This is a genomic window from Mycobacterium sp. NGS17, from assembly GCF_059813205.1.
The window spans coordinates 579,140-596,267 of the sequence record NZ_JCALED010000001.1 but is presented as its reverse complement, the minus strand read 5'-3'; the positions used below and the strand labels follow the sequence as shown (position 1 = coordinate 596,267).

Below are 17,128 nucleotides of genomic sequence, written 5' to 3'. Positions count from 1 at the left end.
AGGCGGGGTTCGCCGAACTTCTTCGACACTCTTAGTTGCATCGCGTTAGTTTCCGATATATCGTGATGTTTCGTAGCGCACGACCGGTGCGCGACCCACAAACGTAAGGACAGAACATTGACTAACCCATTCACTCCCCCCGATGGCCCCTTCGGCGGCCGGCCCGGCTTCGGATTCGGCTCCGGCCCAGTTGACCGGCGCGCCCTGCACGAGGCACGGCGCCAGGCCCGTCGGGACTTCCGCGAGCATCTGCGCGATCATGCCGGCGGCCACGACGGCCCGCTCGGCTTCGGACCCGGGTTCGGACCGGGATTTGGTCCCGGATTCGGTCCCGGATTCGGCTTCGGCCCCGGTGGCCGGCGCGGCGGATGGCGCCGTGGCGGCCCGGGGCGCGGCAAGCGCGGCGACGTGCGAGCGGCGATCCTGAAGCTGCTCGTCGAGCGGCCGATGCACGGCTACGAAATGATCCAGCAGATCGCCGAACGCAGCAACGGACTCTGGAAGCCGAGCCCCGGTTCGGTGTACCCGACGTTGCAGCTGCTCGACGACGAAGGGCTGATCACCGCGAGCGAAACCGAAGGCAGCAAGAAGCTTTTCGAGCTGACCGAGCAGGGTCGCGCCGCGGCCGACAAGATCGAGACCCCACCCTGGGACGAGATCACCGAAGGGGCGGACCCCGGTCATATGAACCTGCGGGCCGCCGTGGGCCAATTGTTCGGCGCGGTCGGGCAGTCCGCCCACACCGCTTCGGCCGAGCAGCAGCAGCGCATTGTCGACATCCTCAACAATGCGCGGCGTGAAATCTACGGCATCCTCGGCGAAGACTGAGTGCCTTCGGCGGGCCCTGGATCGGGCGGCGTCACGTGACCCCTCAGGTTACGGAGACCCAATCCAGGGTCCGCTGCACGGCTTTTCGCCAACCCACATAACCCGCGGCCCGCTGCTCGTCGTCCCACGCCGGAGCCCAGCGCCTGCCCTCCTGCCAGTTGGCACGCAGATCGGCCGGATCGGCCCAGAACCCCACCGCCAGACCGGCCGCGTAGGCGGCGCCGAGCGCCGTCGTCTCGGCGACGACGGGCCGGACCACGTCCACCCCCAGCACGTCAGCCTGAATCTGCATGCACAGGTCGTTGCCGGTGATACCGCCGTCGACCTTCAAGACCTCAAGGCGCACACCGGAATCCGCCGCCATGGCGTCCACCACATCGCGGCTTTGATAGCAGATCGCCTCCAGCGTCGCGCGCGCCAGATGCGCGTTGGTGTTGAATCGCGACAGCCCGACGATCGCGCCGCGCGCATCGGATCGCCAGTAGGGCGCGAACAGCCCGGAAAACGCGGGGACGAAGTAGACGCCACCGTTGTCCTCGACCTGGCGCGCCAGCGATTCGCTTTGGGCGGCACCGCTGATGATGCCCAGCTGATCGCGCAGCCACTGCACGGCCGCCCCGGTCACCGCGATCGAACCCTCGAGCGCATAAACGGGTTTCGCGTCACCGAACTGATAGCAGACAGTGGTGAGCAACCCGTTTTCGGACCGCACGATCGTCTCACCGGTATTGAGCAGCAGGAAATTTCCGGTGCCGTAGGTGTTTTTCGCTTCCCCTTCGGACAGGCACACCTGACCCACCATCGCCGCATGCTGGTCACCGAGGATCCCGGTGATCGATACCTCGCCACCGGCCGGCCCCGCCTCCGACGTCACGCCGTAGGGCTGCGGCGACGACGACGGGCCGATCGTCGGCAGCATCGCGCGAGGAACGGAGAAGATCGACAGCAGCTCGTCGTCCCAGTCCAGGGTCTCCAGGTTCATCAGCATGGTCCGGCTGGCGTTCGTCACGTCCGTCGCGTGCACACCGCCCCGCGGCCCCCCGGTCAGGTTCCACAACACCCAGGTGTCGGGGGTGCCGAACAACGCGTCGCCGCTTTCGGCGGCCTGACGCACGCCGTCGACGTTCTCCAGAATCCACTGCAGCTTGGCGCCGGAAAAGTAGGTGGCCGGCGGGAGACCGGCCTTGCGGCGGATGACGTCGCCGCGACCGTCGCGGTCCAGCGCCGACGCGATCCGGTCGGTGCGGGTGTCCTGCCAGACGATCGCGTTGTAATACGGCCGCCCGGTCTTGCGGTTCCACACCAGGGTCGTCTCGCGCTGATTGGTAATGCCCAGCGCCGCAATGTTTTCCGGACTCAGATCGGCCCGGTTCAACACCGACGTCAGCACCGAGGAGGTGCGCTCCCAGATCTCGACCGGGTCGTGCTCCACCCACCCGGCCCGGGGCAGGATCTGTTCGTGCTCGAGTTGATGGCGGGCCACTTCGGCACCATCGTGATCGAAGATCATGCAGCGCGTGCTGGTGGTCCCCTGGTCGATGGCTGCGACGAATTCGGCGAACTCGGCCAACTGTTCTCCTCCACCCGTGAGGTCGGACACGTTTAGCGGCAAAAGTCCATCATGGTCTACCCGGGAGACCGACGGTGCAGGGACTGCGACACGTGAGAGCTTGCGTTACGGGCGGTAACCCTGTTGCATCTGCGTTGTGGGCGAAGAGGTCAAGCGCACCACGTACGACAGCGCGCATCGACGGGAATACCGCCGCAAGGTACAGCTGTGCCTGGACGCCTTCGAGACGATGCTGGACCGCTCATGCTTCGAGTCCGAGCAGCCGTTGACCGGCATGGAGATCGAGTGCAATCTCGTGGACGCCGGCTACCAGCCGGCCATGTCCAATCGTCACGTGCTCGACGCCATCGGCGATCCGGCGTATCAGACCGAATTAGGCGCCTACAACATCGAATTCAACGTTCCGCCGCACGCTCTGCCCGGACACACCACGCTGGATCTCGAGGCCGAGGTGCGGACCAGCCTGAACGAGGCCGAGAAGAAGGCCAGCGCCGACGGTGGCGCCCACATCGTCATGATCGGCATCCTGCCCACGCTGATGTCCGAACACCTCGACCACGGCTGGATGAGCGAGTCGACGCGATACGCCGCCCTCAACGACTCGATCTTCACCGCCCGCGGCGAAGACATTCCGATCGACATCTCCGGGCCCGAGCCACTGAGTTGGCACACCGCCACGATCGCGCCCGAATCCGCTTGCACCAGCATGCAATTGCATCTGCAGTTGGCGCCCGAGGCGTTCGCCGCCAACTGGAATGCGGCGCAGATCGTGGCCGGCCCGCAGCTGGCGCTGGGCGCGAACTCGCCGTTCTTCTTCGGGCACCTGCTGTGGGCCGAAACCCGCATCGAGCTGTTCACCCAGTCCACCGACACCAGGCCCGAGGAGCTGAAAACTCAAGGCGTGCGCCCGCGGGTGTGGTTCGGCGAGCAGTGGATCAGCTCCGTCCTGGACCTTTACCAAGAGAACATTCGCTACTTCCCGTCGCTGCTGCCCGAGGTGTCCGACGAGGACCCGGTCGCCGAGCTGGCCGCCGGGCGCATCCCACAGCTTTCCGAGCTGCGCCTGCACAACGGGACGGTATACCGGTGGAACCGCCCGGTGTACGACGTGGTCGACGGTCGCCCCCACCTGCGACTGGAGAACCGGGTGTTGCCGGCCGGGCCGACCGTCGTCGACATGCTGGCGAACTCGGCGTTCTTCTACGGCGTGCTGCGCAGCCTTTCCGAAGCGGGCAACCCGCTGTGGGACAGCATGGAATTCGGGGTGGCGGAAGCCAATTTCCTGGCGGCGGCGCGCTACGGCATCGACGCCCGGCAGCGTTGGCCGGGGCTGGGTGAGGTGAGCGCACGCGAACTCGTGCTCGACACGCTGCTGCCGATCGCCGACGAAGGCCTGCAGCGCTGGGGCGTGGACACCGAGGTGCGCGACCGGTTCCTCGGGGTCATCGAGGGTCGGGCCCGAGCCGGACGCAACGGCGCCAGCTGGCAGGCGTCGACCGTGCGGGCGCTGCAGGACGGCGGCATGAGCAGGCCCGCGGCGCTGGCAGAGATGCTGCGCCGGTATTGCGGCCACATGCATGCCAACGAACCGGTGCACACCTGGGACTAGGTTCGCAATCATGTCGTCTGCCGAGGTCATGGACTGGGACAGCGCATATCGCGAGCAGGCCCACTTCGAGGGGCCGCCGCCGTGGAGCAGATGAAGATGCCTGCCTACCTGTTAACCGCACACAAAGCCGGCTAACTGGTCGCGGTCGCCGCGGTGGCGGCGATGAGCGCCTCGGCGAACGTCTCCAGGTCTTCGGCCGTGATGTCCACGTGCGGCGAGATCCGCAGCACGGGTTCCGTCAGCTCCAGCGGCGCGCGTTGCACGCCGGCGAACGTGGTCAGGATCCGCCGTTCGGCGAGTAGCCAGTCGCGCACCGCTTGCGGGTCGGCGCCGTCGTTGGGCGCCAAAGTGGTGATGGCGCTGGGTTCTTCGACCTCTTCGACCACCGTCCAGCCGGTCACGTCGGCCAACACCGTACGACTCAGGCTGCCCACCTCGGCCAGACGCGCGCGCACCGCCTGCGGCCCGTACGCCAGATGCTCGCCCAGCGCAAGCGAAAAGCCCACGCGCGCGGCAACATTGGCCTCACCGAACTCCAGCTGTTCGGCTACCGTCGGCGAGCCGTCTGTGCGGGCCCACTCCGGCGCGGACAGCCGGGGGTGCAGGCTTTCCATCAGCTCGCGGCGCACAGCGAGCATCCCGACACCGCGCGGGCCGGCTATCCATTTGCGCGACGACGAGTAGGTCACGTCGGCGTCCGCCGCGCAGTCGATCTGGCCCAGCGCCTGCGCCGCGTCGACGACGAGCGGCAGCCCCAACTCTCGGCAGAGTTGGGCGGCCATCGAAAGCGGTTGCACCACACCGCAATGGCTGGCCACCGCCGTCAGGTGCACCAGGTCCGGCGGATCGGCGTCCAAGGCCAGCGCCGCGTCGTCGAGCGCGACCCGCCCATCCTCCAGGGTAGGCAGCAGCTGCCGGTCGAACCCGTGGGCGGCCAGCAGGGCAAGGTTGGGCCCGTACTCGCCGGGCAGGCAAGCCACCGTTGCGCGTTTCGCCGGCCAGCTGCCCAGCAGCAGATCCAGAGCGTTCAGCGAGCCGGTGGTGAAAACCACTTCGGCATCGGGCATTCCGGCCAGCGCGGCGAATGCGACGCGTCCGGCATCGAGCACCGGTGCGGCGGCCTCGGCTGCGACATAGCCACCGACCTCGGATTCATTGCGGGCGTGCTGCGCGGTCGCCTCGATCACCGCCAGGCTCTGACGGGAACACGCCGCGTTGTCCAGGTGCAGCCCCGCCATCGGCGGGCGGGCTGACCGCCATCGCTCGGCCAGCGCGCTGGGGCCGGTCACTTCACGGCCAACGACAACCCGAAGTCGCCCGCCTCGTCGGTCCACCACCGGGTGCGACGCAATCCCGCGGCGGCCAATTCGTCAGTCACCTTGTCGGAGTGGAACTTACACGACACCTCGGTGAGCATCTCCTCACCCTCGTCGAAGTCGACGGTCAGCTCGAGAGCACCGACCCGCACCCGCTGCTGACGATCGGACCGCAGCCACATCTCGATGCGTTCTTCGGCCGCGTTCCACCGGGCCACATGCCGATAGGCGTCGACGTCGAAGTCGGCGTCGAGTTCCCGGTTCACCACCGCGAGCACATTGCGGTTGAACGCCGCCGTCACACCGGCGGCGTCGTCGTAGGCGCGCACCAGCCGCCCGGTGTCCTTGACCAGGTCCGTGCCCAGCAGCAGGCTGTCGCCGGGCCGCATCTGGGCGGACAGCGCGGCAAGGAATTCCGTGCGCGGTCCGGGCGTGAGATTGCCGATCGTGGACCCCAAGAACACGAACAGCCGTCGCCCGCCTTCGGGGATCTCGGTCAGGTGCTCTTCGAAATCGCCGCAGACGGCCCTGATTTCGACGCCCTCGTATTCCCGCTGGATGGCCGTGGCGGCGGTCGACAGGATGCCGGCGTCGACATCGAACGGGACGAACCTGCGCAGCGAATCCCGCGCCCGCAGCGCGTCCAGAAGCAGCCGCGTCTTCTCCGACGTGCCGCTGCCCAATTCCACCAGGGTGTCGGCCTCGCTGGCCGATGCGACCTCGGCCGCACGGGCGCGCAAGATCTCAGCTTCGGCGCGCGTCGGGTAGTACTCCGGCAGCCGGGTGATCTGATCGAACAGATCGCTGCCAACCGAATCGTAGAACCATTTGGGCGGCAACGCCTTCGGCGTCTTCTGCAGGCCTTCCAGCACGTCGCGGCGCAACGCGTGGTACGCCGAGTCGGCGGCCAGGTGGTTCGACAGCGACAGCGTCATCAAGATCCTCTCGACTGGTCCAGCGGCGTCAGCGTGACACCGTTCGCGGTGACTTCGACGAGGTGGCGGTCCGGCACGTCCTCCCAGTCGGAGTCGTTGTCGTAGGGTTCGCTGGCCAGCACCACGCCGTCCCGGCGGCGCAGGATGGACAGCGTGTCGCCCCAGGCCGTCGCCAACAAGCGAGACCCGTTGGCGGCCAATATGTTCAGCCGGGCATGTGGATCGGCCGCGGCGACCTCTTCGATGATCTGCCCCAGCGCGTCGAGTCCGCGCTCGAAGATTGTGGCCGCCAGTATCGCGCTGTCACAGACCGATTCGGCGCGCGCCGTCGTCGGCAACACGGCTCGGTCGACGATTCCGTTGTGCGACAACAACCACTGCCCGTCGGTGAACGGCGCGCACGCGCTGGCCTCGATCGGCATGCCGACGGTGGCCGAACGCACGGCGGCCACCACGCAGTGGCTGCGCAGCGCGGGCGCGATGGAATCGAACGACACGTCGCCCCACAGCGGCGCCTGGCTGCGCCAGCGGCGCGGCGCCCCGCCCTCCGGGGAGCCCTGCGCGGAGGTGTCGAAAAACCCGACGCCCCAACCGTCGGCGTTGAGCAGGCAGTGCTTTTGGCGGCGCGGCGCATAGGACTGCACGCGCAGCCCGAACGGCGGCTCGAGCACCAACGAGGAAACCGTGACGTCGGCCCCCAGCCAGCCCAGGTGCCGGCACATCAGGCGCGACCCCGGGCCTCGGGGACGTCCCACGCCAACCGGACGCCGGAGAAGATCTGGCGCCGGTAGGGGTGGTCCCAGTTGCGGAAACTCGGCCGGATGATGCCGGGTTCCACCGCCCACGAGCCGCCGCGCAGCACCCGGTAATCGCCGTCGAAGAAGGGCTGCGAATAACGCTCGTAGAGCATCGGGACGAACCCGGGCCAGGGCCGCAGCGGGGAGGCGGTCCACTCCCAGACCTCGCCGAGCATCTGCTCGGCCCCGTACGCCGACGCGCCGCCGGGGTAGGCGCCGACGGGCGCGGGCCGTAACGCGGTGCCGCCCAGGTTGGCCAGCGTCTCGTCCGGTTTGCGCTCTCCCCAGGGGTAGCGGCGCCGGGTCGCGGTGGACGGGTCCCAGGTGCAGGCCTTCTCCCATTCCATCTCGGTGGGCAACCGCGCACCGGCCCAGGCCGCATAGGCCTCGGCCTCGAAATAGCTGACGTGCTGGACGGGTTCGTCGGCGGGAATGTCCTCGACGTGGCCGAATCGGGTGCGAGTCGTGCCGTCCGAACTCCAGAACTGCGGCGCGGTCAGGCCCGCGCCCTGGCGGTGCTGCCAGCCGCGCTCCGACCACCACCGCGGCTGGTCGTAGCCGCCGTCGTCGATGAACCCGCGCCATTCGCCGTTGGTGACGGGAACCCGCCCGATCCGGAAGGCGGGCAGGTCGACGACGTGGGCCGGACGCTCGTTGTCCAGCGAGTGCGGTTCGCTGGCGGCGTCCACACCGAGCACGAACTCGCCGCCGGGCACCAGCACCGACGTGCCGGCCAATCCCGCCCGGCCGCCCGGTAGCCCCGGGGCGTCTCGCAAAAGCGGTGTGCCGCTGCGCAGGTTCAGGGCCTGCAGCATCGTTTCGTCGTGCTGGTTTTCGTGGCTGACCACCATCGCGTACACGAAGGCCGCCTCGTCGCCGGCGGGATCGTCGGGCAGCACGTCGAGCGCGTCGAGCACGGCGGACCGCACGGTTCGGCAATATGCCCGCGCCTTGTCCGGCGACAGCAGCGGCAGGTCGACGCGGCTGGCGCGGGAGTGCACGAAGGCGTCGTAGAGCCCCTCGACCGCCGGCGGCAACATCCCGGGCCGCGCGGGATCACCACCGCGCAACAGCCACAGCTCTTCCTGTTGGCCGATGTGCGCGAGGTCCCACACCAGCGGACTCATCAACGGGTCGTACTGCCGGCAGAGCTCCGCGTCGTCGAACTCGACCAGACGCAACGTCCGCGTGCGCGCCCGCGCCAAGTCCTGGGCGATGCCCTCCCGGCATGACGACCGCAAGCGCGGCGCTGGGGGCACTCCCCCGCGAGCGGGAGGTGCCCCCACCCGCTTGCGGGGGACCGGGCGCAGCGGGTCGGAATCATCAGGAGACGTCACAGCTCTCCTTGAGCCAGTCGCGCCACCGTTGGCGCGAGGCCGTGCTCGATCACCTGGTCGGAGAACTCGTCGCCGGGGCAGCGGCCCCGGTCGACAAGGCGGACCAACCGCTGCATCGAATCACCCAGCTCGGCCGGGGCTTTCGCGGCGGCGACGGCCACGCAGGCGTTGGCCGCCGCATACAGCCGCCGATCCCGCAGCCCCACCCGGGCGGCGGTATCCCAGGCGGTGGCAACCGGTTCGACCGCCTCGGCCGCGATGTCGGCCGCGGCCGGGTCATCGAGCAGGACCGCCAGGGTGAACGCCACAGCGGGCCACAACGCGTCCGGCACGCTGTCCAAATACCGGATCTCCAGCCACTGCCTGGGCCGCACCGGCGGGAACAACGTCGTCAGGTGATACTCCAGGTCAGCGACGCTGGGCCGGCGATCCGCGAGCAACACGCGGCCGTCGACCCAGTCGGCAAAGGGCACCCAATACGTGACGGCCTCGGCGTCGGGGTTGTGCACCAGCATCACCGGGGCCTTGAGCGCATACCGGGCCCAGTCGGTGCCCGGGTCATCACCGCTCGCCCCCAAGATGGGTCCGCAGCGCGCCGAGTCCATCCGACCCCACACTCGCTGCCGGCTCGACACCCAGCCGGTGAATTCACCGCCCAGCATCGGCGAGTTCGCCGTTATCGCGATCATGGTGGGCCCCAAGGCATGTGCCAGGCGCACTCGCGCCGCCCAGCCGTCCCGCGGCCCAGCGTCCACATTGACTTGGATCGATGCGGTGGACGTCATCATCGCGGCACCCGCGTCCCCCGACTCGCTGGTCGCGAAGAAGCGCTCCATGGCGCGATACCGGGCGCCGGGGTTGATGCGCCTGGGTGGACGCAGCGGGTCGGCGCCGAGGAAGACCAGGCCCAGCCCGGCCTCAGCAAACGCCGGCTGCAGCACGGCCTGATCGCGGCGCATGGCGTCGATGGCCGGCAGCACGCCGTCGGCCGGCGGCCCGGACAGTTCGACGGCGCCGCCCGGCTCCACGGTGATCCTGCTGCCCCCGGGCAACGCGGGGAGCGCGTCGAGCACGGCGGCGATCTCGTTCCACCCCGGTCTGCGGTGCGGGTCGGCCGGGTCGTGGCAATGGGCCTCCAGCTCGAGGCCGATACGGCCCAGCGGGGCGTCCACCAGACATCCGTCGGCGATGTACTGCGCGACGGCCGCGGAGTCGGCCAGCTCGGCGACGTCCAGCTGCGGGGCGGGGTCAGCGCCGGCCACCCGCGACTCCGACTGCGAAGCCGCGGAGGTGATCGGCGCGAACGTCATATCACGATCCCTTCGGGTTCGGGCAAGCCGGAACATGGACTTGCGGACCGCTTCCCTGCGGCAGCCAATCGAACGATAATCGGCACAACTTCGTCTAGTGCTTCATCTATCAGATGACCCCGACATATTCCCTTCTCGCACCTGCGCGTGCACGGGGAAGACGGATACCCAAATCGGCCGATTATTGACCCAGGGCGTTCTGCATCGCCCCGGCCAGCACGTTCACCGCGGGCCCGGCGTTGCCGGATTGGCACACTTTCGCCTGCAGCAACACGTTTTCGCGCAGCCTGGTTTGATTGAAACACCGGCGGTCGGTGCCCGCCTCCTGCTTGGTCCAGTTCTCGTCGGCGGGGCCGGCCGGCCCACCGTCGAAAGACCAGACCTGGGTGCTGCCGTTGTCCAGGTGAAGCGCGGTCGTCTGTCCCGAACAGCCCACCGTTCGATCCACCACCCGATGAAAAGCCCGGCCCGCGGCCTCATTGGTGGCGAACACCCCGACGGCCTGCTTGACCAGATGTGTCTGGTCGGTGGCCGACGTCTGGGTGAGGGCTCCGTTGAACGAGGCCAGGTCGGGATCGTTGTACACCTCGGGCAAGCCGATGTCGGCCCAGTTGTTGCACTCCGGGAGGTCCACCCAGTCGCCTTGCCCGGGCTGGGTGAAGACCGACTCCCACCCCATGGGTCCGCCGACGATGTTGCCGACCGAGCCTTTGCCCAGGACCGCGTAGTTCACCACGCCCGGCTCCGACGGGCGCGCTGCCGCCACTGGAGGGGCGGCCGCGCCCGCGATGGCCAGGGCGACGGTGATCGCGGTGGCGCGAACCCGCATGGTCATGCAGCGATCATGCCAGGCGCACGGACGTGCGGTCAGCCCCCGTTGCCCCGGACGCCGTCCTCGACCTTCTTCCCGAGGTCGGGGTCGACGTTGCGCCAGTACTCGAACACCCGCGACAGCACCGGCTCCTTCACACCCTGGGACACGTGGCCAATGATGTTGCCCGCCAAGCGTTCCCGGGCCGCGTCGTCGAGGACTTCGCGGACCATGGTGCCGGCCTGCCCCCAGTCGTCGTCCTCGGCGTGCAGCGTGTACGCCGACCGGACCATGTCACCGTCGGCATGCCAGCGGATCTCGGCGGCGCGTGCCGGGTCGGCGTGCGGCCCACCATAGGAGTTGGGCGCATAAACGGGGTCGGAGACGTTGTTCATCCGCATCGCCCCGTCTTTGGAGTAGCTGTTCACCTCGACTCTGGGGGTGTTGACCGGGATCTGCCGGTAGTTGGTCCCCAGTCGGGCGCGATGCGCGTCGGAGTACGAGAAGCCCCGCGCCTGCAGCATTTTGTCCGGGCTCAAGCCGGTGCCGGGCACGGTGTTGTTCGGCTCGAATGCCGCCTGCTCGATCTCGGCGTGATAGTCGGTGACATTGCGGTTCAGCGTCATCCGGCCGACGTCGATCAACGGGTAGTCGCCGTGCGGCCACACCTTGGTCAGATCGAACGGGTTGAACCGGTAATCCTTGGCTTCCTCGTACGGCATGATCTGCATCTTCAGCGTCCAGCTCGGGTGATCCCCGCGTTCGATCGACTCGAACAGGTCGCGCTGGTGGTAGTCGCCGTCCTCGCCGGCCAACCGGTCCGCGTCCTCCTGGGTCAGGAACTCGATGCCCTGGTCGGTGATGAAGTGGTACTTCACCCAGAAGATCTCGCCGGCCGCGTTGATCCAGCTGTAGGTGTGGCTGCTGTAGCCGTTCATGTTGCGCCAGGTCTTGGGGATTCCCCGGTCGCCCATCAACCAGGTCACCTGATGCGCCGACTCCGGGGAGAGACTCCAGAAGTCCCACTGCATGTTGTGGTCGCGAACGTTGCTTGCCTGCAAGCGCTTCTGGGAGCGGATGAAGTGCTGGAACTTCAACGGGTCGCGCATGAAGAAGACCGGGGTGTTGTTGCCGACGAGGTCGAAATTGCCTTCGCTGGTGTAGAACTTCAGCGCGAAGCCACGCGGGTCGCGCCAGGTGTCCGGGCTGCCCCGCTCGCCGGCGACGGTGGAAAACCTGGCCAGCATGTCGGTCTTGGTGCCGGGCTGGAAGACCGCGGCCCTGGTGTACTGGCTGACGTCATTGGTCACTTCGAACTGACCGAACGCGCCACCACCTTTTGCGTGCGGCTGACGCTCCGGGATGCGCTCGCGGTTGAACATCGCCATCTGCTCGATCAGGTAATGGTCCTGCAACAGAATCGGCCCGTCTGGGCCGATCGTCAGCGACTGATCGTCGCTCGGCGCAGCGATACCGGCGTCATTGGTCGTGAAACGCTCTGTCATTACGCTCTCTCCTCGTCACCGGCTGAAGGCCGCAGTATCCGAAGTCGCACACCGCCTCGCCGAATCTGCCCGCACGGCAAGCATTCTCATTGTGGTGTTGAACGCCCCGGATCTCCCGACCCGCGACCGGGTGTCTCCTCGTCTTGATGTGGCCACGAAAATGCGGGCAACTCTCGGTCGGCCCACTACGGGTTAGTACCCATTCCGGGCGTGGCTTAAGTGAGCGCTATCAAGGACGCGGCGCGGGCGCGCCGGGGGGTGGGCTGGCAGGCGGCTGTCCGGGGCCGCTGACGCCCGGGCCGGCATGCGGTCCGCCGGGACCGCCCGGACCGCTCGGGGGCATCGGAACGATCAACCCGGGCCCGCCGGGCCCATATCCGTTGTCGGGTCCCGGACCACCGGGTCCGCCGTAATACGGTCCGTAGCCGCCGCCGGGGCCGCCGGGCCCCCAGGGCCCGTTGCCCGGCCCGGGATTGCCAGGGCCGCCGGGGTGGAACATGCCGTGGTGATGCTGGCACGGGTGCTGGTGCTTCCAAATGAAGGCACCGACGAAGAACAGCGACGTAAGGATGAAGACCACGCCGGCGACGATCACCACCCAGGCCGCCGCCGTGTAGAGCCGCGGCGGTGTCACCCGGTGCGGGGGTGGTTGCGACGGTGGCCCGGCGACTGATGCGGCTGGCGTCGCCTCGGTGGTCGGCTCATCTCGTGGTTCGGGTGTCTCGCTCATGCCTTGCCATATTGCCCCGCACACCTGTGCTCTAACAGGTTTCGGCGACAAAAATGTGGCGAATCGAGATGCGGCGGTCAGTGTCGGTGACCGCAAACAACAGGCGGCCCGGCGCTCGTGAAGCGCCGGGCCACTGGTTGACAAGGGATTCAGTTGGTCAAAACGACGACGCTCGGAACCTGTCCCAGCGCGGCGGCCGAGTGCAAGACCGACGGCGGCAGCTGACCCGGGGCCATGCCACTGGGGCGAACGCCCGACGGGGTCGGAGGCGCGGTGGTGGCTCCCGGACCGTTCTGTCCGTTCTGTCCACCCGGCGCACCCGGTGCGCCTGGGCCACCGAAGTTTCCGGGTCCGCCCGGACCGCGGTGGTGAATCATCGCGTGGTGGTGCTTGTGGTGGTGACCGTGATGCCCGCCGCGGTGGCCGAGGATGAAGCCGGTGAAGAAAATGACCGCGACGATGAACACGATCCCGGCGACGATGGCGACCCACGCGGCGATTTGGAAGACCCGCGGGGCCCGGTAGGCCGCCGCCGCTTCCGCGGCGGCCGGCGCAGTTGCGGTCGAGTGCCGCACAGTGGGGGTTTCAGATGTTTCACTCATGAGACAAATGATGAAGCCGTTAACAGTAGTGGCCGCTATGCGTTACTTAGGTAACAGCTGTGAACTAAAAGTCCCGCTCAGCGCATGAAACGGCCCGCGTGACCCGGCGCATCGCGGCCGAAACAGGCCGATTGGAAAGGCTGCTATTCGGGCTGCAGCGGGTTGACCGCAAACTGGATCACCCGGTACGGCGCGGCAACGCGCGCCCGAGTGTCCCACTGGCTCACGAAGATTCGCAGCTCGTCAAGTGTCGAACCGGGCGAGATATAACCGCCATACGGCTGCGCGAGCCGGTTGTCGTAGGGCGGCGGCAGGCTTTCCGCCGGCTCGGGCCACTCGTCGTGTTGCACCACCGTGGTGACCGGCGCGTCGCCCAGCGACGTCGGGTCGTTGGCCACCCGGACCTCCATGTTGCCGGTGACGGCATTGAAATAGGACAGCACGGCCTTGCCGTCGATCTGCCGAATGCACAACTCGCCCACCGCGTCCGGCCACAGCGGCGTCGGCGGCTTGCCCCAGCCCCCACCCGGCCCCGCCGCCCAACCCTGCCACCGCGACCGGTCGGTGAACGTCTGCGGCGTGGCCCGATACAGCAGCACCGGATCCCTGCGGGTGAAACTGTCGGCGACGATGTACACCCACCCGCTGGGTGAGTCCGCCGTGGGAATCGGGTCGTAGTAGCCGCTGATCTGCGTCTGCGAGCCGCCCTGGTACGACGCGGGTCGCTTGGATCCCGGGATCGTCTGCCAGCCCGCGCGCGCCGGTTCGGCGGTCACCAGCCGTGAGGTCTGCGGCTCGAGGTTCTTGGTCGTCGTCACCATCAGGTAGTTGCGCCGGTTGATCTGCACCACACCTGCCGGTAGCTGCGAGGCTCCCGGCGGGGTGGGCTCGGCGAGCAACGGTTTGTTGATGCCGGTCACCCCGGTGTAGCGCACCCCGGCGGGGTCGTCGACGGAAGCGGTGTCGACGCGCAGCGCGACGGGTGCGTACCAACCGCCGAATCCGACCCCCTGCCCGGCGAAGCTGTCGCCGCAGACCTGGAGCAATTCGGCGGGAAACTCGACGAACTCGCACAGGTCTGTCGCGCCAATGCCGTAATCCACGGTCGGCGTGCCGGTTCCGGCACTGGGACCGATGCGTAACACCTGACCGGGCGCCAGCGGCTGCAACACGGGCTCGGGGGCCGGCGCCGCCGGGTCGGCGTGCGCGACGCTAAACCATTGCGGCAGAACCAAACACACCGCGGCGAACAATGAGCACCGCGCGGCCAAGCGAGTGGGGGTGGTGCTCACCCGCTTGTCACCGCTGGGCGGCCAGCAGCTCGGCGATCTGGATGGTGTTCAGCGCCGCCCCCTTGCGCAGGTTGTCACCGGAGATGAACAGTGCGAGGCCGCGGCCGTCGGGCACCCCGGGGTCGCGCCGGATCCGGCCGACCAGGGATTCGTCGACGCCGGCGGCCGCCAGCGGGGTCGGCACGTCGACCACCTTGACGCCGGGCGCGCCGTCCAGAAGCTCGCGGGCCCGCTGGGGCGACAGCGGCCGCGCGAATTCGGCGTTGATCGACAGCGAGTGGCCGGTGAACACCGGTACCCGCACGCACGTGCCGCTGACGGCCAGGTCGGGAATGCCGAGGATCTTGCGGCTCTCGTGGCGCAGCTTCTGGTCCTCGTCGGTCTCACCCGAGTCGTCATCCACCAGCGATCCGGCCAGCGGCACCACGTTGAAGGCGATCGGCGCCACATAGGTCTTGGGCGGCGGGAACTGCGCCGCACCGCCGTCGTGCACCAGCTGCTCGGCGCCGTCCATGACCGCGCGCGCCTGCGTCGCCAGCTCCTCGACCCCGGCGATCCCGCTGCCGGACACGGCCTGATAGCTGGACACCACCAGGCGCTGCAGCCCGGCTTCCTCGTGCAGCACCTTGAGCACCGGCATCGCGGCCATCGTGGTGCAGTTCGGGTTGGCGATGATGCCCTTGGTCAGCGAGCGGGCGTCCCGGACGTCCCGGTCGAAGTTCACCTCGGAGACGACCAGCGGCACTTCCGGGTCCTTGCGCCAGGCCGAGGAGTTGTCGATCACGGTCACCCCGGCCGCGGCGAATCGCGGCGCCTGCACCAGCGACATCGTCTTGCCGGCGGAGAACAACGCGATGTCCAGGCCGGTGGGGTTCGCCGTCGCGGCGTCCTCGACCTCGATCTCCTGGCCGCGGAATTCCAGCTTGCGGCCCTGCGAGCGCGACGACGCGAAGAACCGCACCGACGTCGCGGGGAAATCCCGCTCGTCGAGCAACCGGCGCATCACCTGGCCGACCTGGCCGGTGGCGCCCACAACTCCAATCGCAACCATTTATCTACCCGTCCCCGCGTACACCGTCGCCGACTCCTCGCCGCCGAGCCCGAACGCCTCGTGCAACGCCACAACGGCCTTGTCTAGTTCGGTGTCGCGGCACAGCACCGAGATGCGAATCTCGGACGTGGAGATGAGCTCGATGTTGACGCCCACCTCGGCCAGGGACTCACAGAACGTGGCGGTGACCCCGGGGTGGCTGCGCATGCCCGCCCCGATCAGCGACACCTTGCCCACGTGGTCGTCGTAAAGCAGTTGGCTGAACCCGATCTCATCCTGGAGCGCGTCCAGCCTGGCCACCGCGGTGGGTCCGCTGTCGCGCGAGCAGGTGAAGGTGATGTCGGTCTTGCCGTCCTCGACCTTGGAGACGTTCTGCAACACCATGTCGATGTTCACGTCGGCATCGGCGAGCGCCCGGAAGACCCGAGCGGCGTATCCGGGGATGTCGGGAATGCCGACAACGGTCACCTTGGCCTCGCTGCGGTCGTGCGCGACTCCGGTCAGGATGGGGTCTTCCATGGCTATGTCCTTGATCGATCCGACGACGATGGTGCCTGGGTTTTCCGAATAGGAGGACCGGACGTGCACCGGCATGTTGTAGCGGCGTGCGTATTCCACGCAGCGCAGCATCAAAACTTTGGCGCCGCACGCCGCCATCTCGAGCATTTCCTCGAAAGTGACCGTGTCCAGCTTGCGGGCGTTGTGCACGATCCTCGGGTCGGCGCTGAAGATGCCGTCGACGTCGGTGTAGATCTCGCAGACGTCGGCGTGCAGCGCCGCGGCCAGCGCCACCGCCGTGGTGTCCGAGCCGCCGCGGCCCAGCGTGGTCACGTCCCGGGTGTCCTGGCTGACACCCTGGAATCCGGCGACCAGCACGATGCGCCCTTCGTCGAGCGCGGTCCGCAGCCGTCCCGGGGTGACGTCGATGATCTTGGCGTTGCCGTGCGTGCCGGTGGTGATCACCCCGGCCTGCGAACCGGTGAACGAGCGCGCCTGCGCACCCAGCGATTCGATCGCCATCGCGACCAATGCATTGGAGATTCGCTCACCGGCGGTCAGCAGCATGTCGAGTTCGCGCGGTGGCGGCGCCGGGCACACCTGGTGGGCCAGATCCATCAAGTCGTCGGTGGTGTCGCCCATCGCTGAGACGACGACGACTACGTCGTTGCCCTGCTTCTTGGTAGCGACGATGCGCTCGGCCACCCGCCGGATCCGGTCGGCGTTCGCCACTGAGGATCCGCCGTACTTCTGCACGACGAGCGCCACGTTATTCCTGCCTCTCCGGCCTCGGCATTTGACGATTTCGGGTATAAGTCCACAACAGAATACGTGCCACCGCATGGTGATTTACGTCGCGATACCGCTGCACCCCGTCATGCGCATTCGCCGCGGTCTCGGCGCAATTTTTGCCAATGCGCCAAAAGCGGTAAAGTCT

General features: G+C 68.1%; 15 protein-coding genes and 1 pseudogene. 3 read left to right on the top strand and 13 right to left on the bottom strand.

Going from position 1 to position 17,128, the window contains the following annotated elements; genetic code table 11:
• Positions 1 to 117 precede the first annotated feature (117 nt).
• Positions 118 to 828: a PadR family transcriptional regulator gene (locus tag AC5Y7E_RS02890; RefSeq protein WP_499917139.1), complete on the top strand. Its 711-nt coding sequence runs from the start codon at positions 118 to 120 to the stop codon at positions 826 to 828.
• Between the two features lie 43 nt (positions 829 to 871).
• Here the strand turns inward: AC5Y7E_RS02890 and glpK are convergent, their stop codons facing one another.
• Positions 872 to 2,398, bottom strand: coding sequence for a glycerol kinase GlpK (gene glpK, locus AC5Y7E_RS02885; RefSeq protein WP_499917140.1), 1,527 nt, complete (start codon positions 2,396 to 2,398; stop codon positions 872 to 874).
• Between the two features lie 136 nt (positions 2,399 to 2,534).
• On the opposite strand from glpK, the gene AC5Y7E_RS02880 reads away from it, so the two are divergent.
• Complete coding sequence (locus AC5Y7E_RS02880; RefSeq protein ID WP_499947363.1) at positions 2,535 to 4,007, top strand: glutamate-cysteine ligase family protein; 1,473 nt, start codon at positions 2,535 to 2,537, stop codon at positions 4,005 to 4,007.
• A 10-nt stretch (positions 4,008 to 4,017) separates the two neighbouring features.
• A pseudogene (locus tag AC5Y7E_RS02875) lies at positions 4,018 to 4,095 on the top strand (SAM-dependent methyltransferase); the annotation flags it as partial.
• Positions 4,096 to 4,138: 43 nt separating this feature from the next.
• Here the strand turns inward: AC5Y7E_RS02875 and egtE are convergent.
• The 12 genes from egtE to AC5Y7E_RS02815 all read right to left on the bottom strand — a co-directional run bounded on the left by egtE (position 4,139) and on the right by AC5Y7E_RS02815 (position 16,959).
• The gene (gene egtE, locus AC5Y7E_RS02870; protein ID WP_499917641.1) at positions 4,139 to 5,245 is read right to left on the bottom strand and encodes an ergothioneine biosynthesis PLP-dependent enzyme EgtE; all 1,107 of its coding nucleotides are present in this window, start codon (positions 5,243 to 5,245) and stop codon (positions 4,139 to 4,141) included.
• A 47-nt stretch (positions 5,246 to 5,292) separates the two neighbouring features.
• Positions 5,293 to 6,258: an L-histidine N(alpha)-methyltransferase gene (gene egtD, locus AC5Y7E_RS02865; protein WP_499917142.1), complete on the bottom strand. Its 966-nt coding sequence runs from the start codon at positions 6,256 to 6,258 to the stop codon at positions 5,293 to 5,295.
• A complete protein-coding gene (gene egtC / locus AC5Y7E_RS02860) occupies positions 6,258 to 6,980 on the bottom strand; it encodes an ergothioneine biosynthesis protein EgtC (RefSeq protein ID WP_499947362.1) in 723 nt (240 codons plus the stop codon). Before egtC ends, egtD begins: the two co-directional genes overlap by 1 nt.
• Positions 6,980 to 8,296, bottom strand: coding sequence for an ergothioneine biosynthesis protein EgtB (gene egtB, locus AC5Y7E_RS02855; protein ID WP_499917642.1), 1,317 nt, complete (start codon positions 8,294 to 8,296; stop codon positions 6,980 to 6,982). Before egtB ends, egtC begins: the two co-directional genes overlap by 1 nt.
• Positions 8,297 to 8,388: 92 nt before the next feature.
• Positions 8,389 to 9,702 carry an ergothioneine biosynthesis glutamate--cysteine ligase EgtA gene (gene egtA / locus AC5Y7E_RS02850; protein WP_499917144.1) on the bottom strand — a complete coding sequence of 438 codons (1,314 nt, stop codon included), beginning with the start codon at positions 9,700 to 9,702 and terminating at the stop codon, positions 8,389 to 8,391.
• A gap of 181 nt (positions 9,703 to 9,883) precedes the next feature.
• A complete protein-coding gene (locus AC5Y7E_RS02845) occupies positions 9,884 to 10,531 on the bottom strand; it encodes a sensor domain-containing protein (RefSeq protein ID WP_499917643.1) in 648 nt (215 codons plus the stop codon).
• A gap of 38 nt (positions 10,532 to 10,569) precedes the next feature.
• Positions 10,570 to 12,018 carry a catalase gene (locus tag AC5Y7E_RS02840; RefSeq protein WP_499917145.1) on the bottom strand — a complete coding sequence of 483 codons (1,449 nt, stop codon included), beginning with the start codon at positions 12,016 to 12,018 and terminating at the stop codon, positions 10,570 to 10,572.
• A 229-nt stretch (positions 12,019 to 12,247) separates the two neighbouring features.
• Positions 12,248 to 12,748, bottom strand: a complete 501-nt coding sequence (locus AC5Y7E_RS02835) for a hypothetical protein (RefSeq protein WP_499947361.1) — start codon at positions 12,746 to 12,748, stop codon at positions 12,248 to 12,250.
• A gap of 149 nt (positions 12,749 to 12,897) precedes the next feature.
• Entirely contained in the window at positions 12,898 to 13,323 is a 426-nt protein-coding gene (locus AC5Y7E_RS02830; RefSeq protein WP_499947574.1) for a hypothetical protein, read from the bottom strand.
• A 170-nt stretch (positions 13,324 to 13,493) separates the two neighbouring features.
• Positions 13,494 to 14,642 carry a DUF4185 domain-containing protein gene (locus tag AC5Y7E_RS02825; RefSeq protein WP_499947360.1) on the bottom strand — a complete coding sequence of 383 codons (1,149 nt, stop codon included), beginning with the start codon at positions 14,640 to 14,642 and terminating at the stop codon, positions 13,494 to 13,496.
• Between the two features lie 7 nt (positions 14,643 to 14,649).
• A complete protein-coding gene (locus AC5Y7E_RS02820) occupies positions 14,650 to 15,693 on the bottom strand; it encodes an aspartate-semialdehyde dehydrogenase (protein WP_499947359.1) in 1,044 nt (347 codons plus the stop codon).
• The gene (locus tag AC5Y7E_RS02815; RefSeq protein ID WP_499917149.1) at positions 15,694 to 16,959 is read right to left on the bottom strand and encodes an aspartate kinase; all 1,266 of its coding nucleotides are present in this window, start codon (positions 16,957 to 16,959) and stop codon (positions 15,694 to 15,696) included. It abuts the gene before it with no gap.
• Positions 16,960 to 17,128: the final 169 nt, after the last annotated feature.

What these genes read in the sequence shown, in the direction of transcription:
- egtE (WP_499917641.1), bottom strand. Translation starts at nt 5,245, where the DNA reads ATGGCGGGGCTGCACCTGGACAACGCGGCGTGTTCCCGTCAGAGCCTG.
- egtD (WP_499917142.1), bottom strand. Translation starts at nt 6,258, where the DNA reads ATGACGCTGTCGCTGTCGAACCACCTGGCCGCCGACTCGGCGTACCAC.
- egtC (WP_499947362.1), bottom strand. Translation starts at nt 6,980, where the DNA reads ATGTGCCGGCACCTGGGCTGGCTGGGGGCCGACGTCACGGTTTCCTCG.
- egtA (WP_499917144.1), bottom strand. Translation starts at nt 9,702, where the DNA reads ATGACGTTCGCGCCGATCACCTCCGCGGCTTCGCAGTCGGAGTCGCGG.
- AC5Y7E_RS02845 (WP_499917643.1), bottom strand. Translation starts at nt 10,531, where the DNA reads ATGCGGGTTCGCGCCACCGCGATCACCGTCGCCCTGGCCATCGCGGGC.
- AC5Y7E_RS02840 (WP_499917145.1), bottom strand. Translation starts at nt 12,018, where the DNA reads ATGACAGAGCGTTTCACGACCAATGACGCCGGTATCGCTGCGCCGAGC.
- AC5Y7E_RS02835 (WP_499947361.1), bottom strand. Translation starts at nt 12,748, where the DNA reads ATGAGCGAGACACCCGAACCACGAGATGAGCCGACCACCGAGGCGACG.
- AC5Y7E_RS02820 (WP_499947359.1), bottom strand. Translation starts at nt 15,693, where the DNA reads ATGGTTGCGATTGGAGTTGTGGGCGCCACCGGCCAGGTCGGCCAGGTG.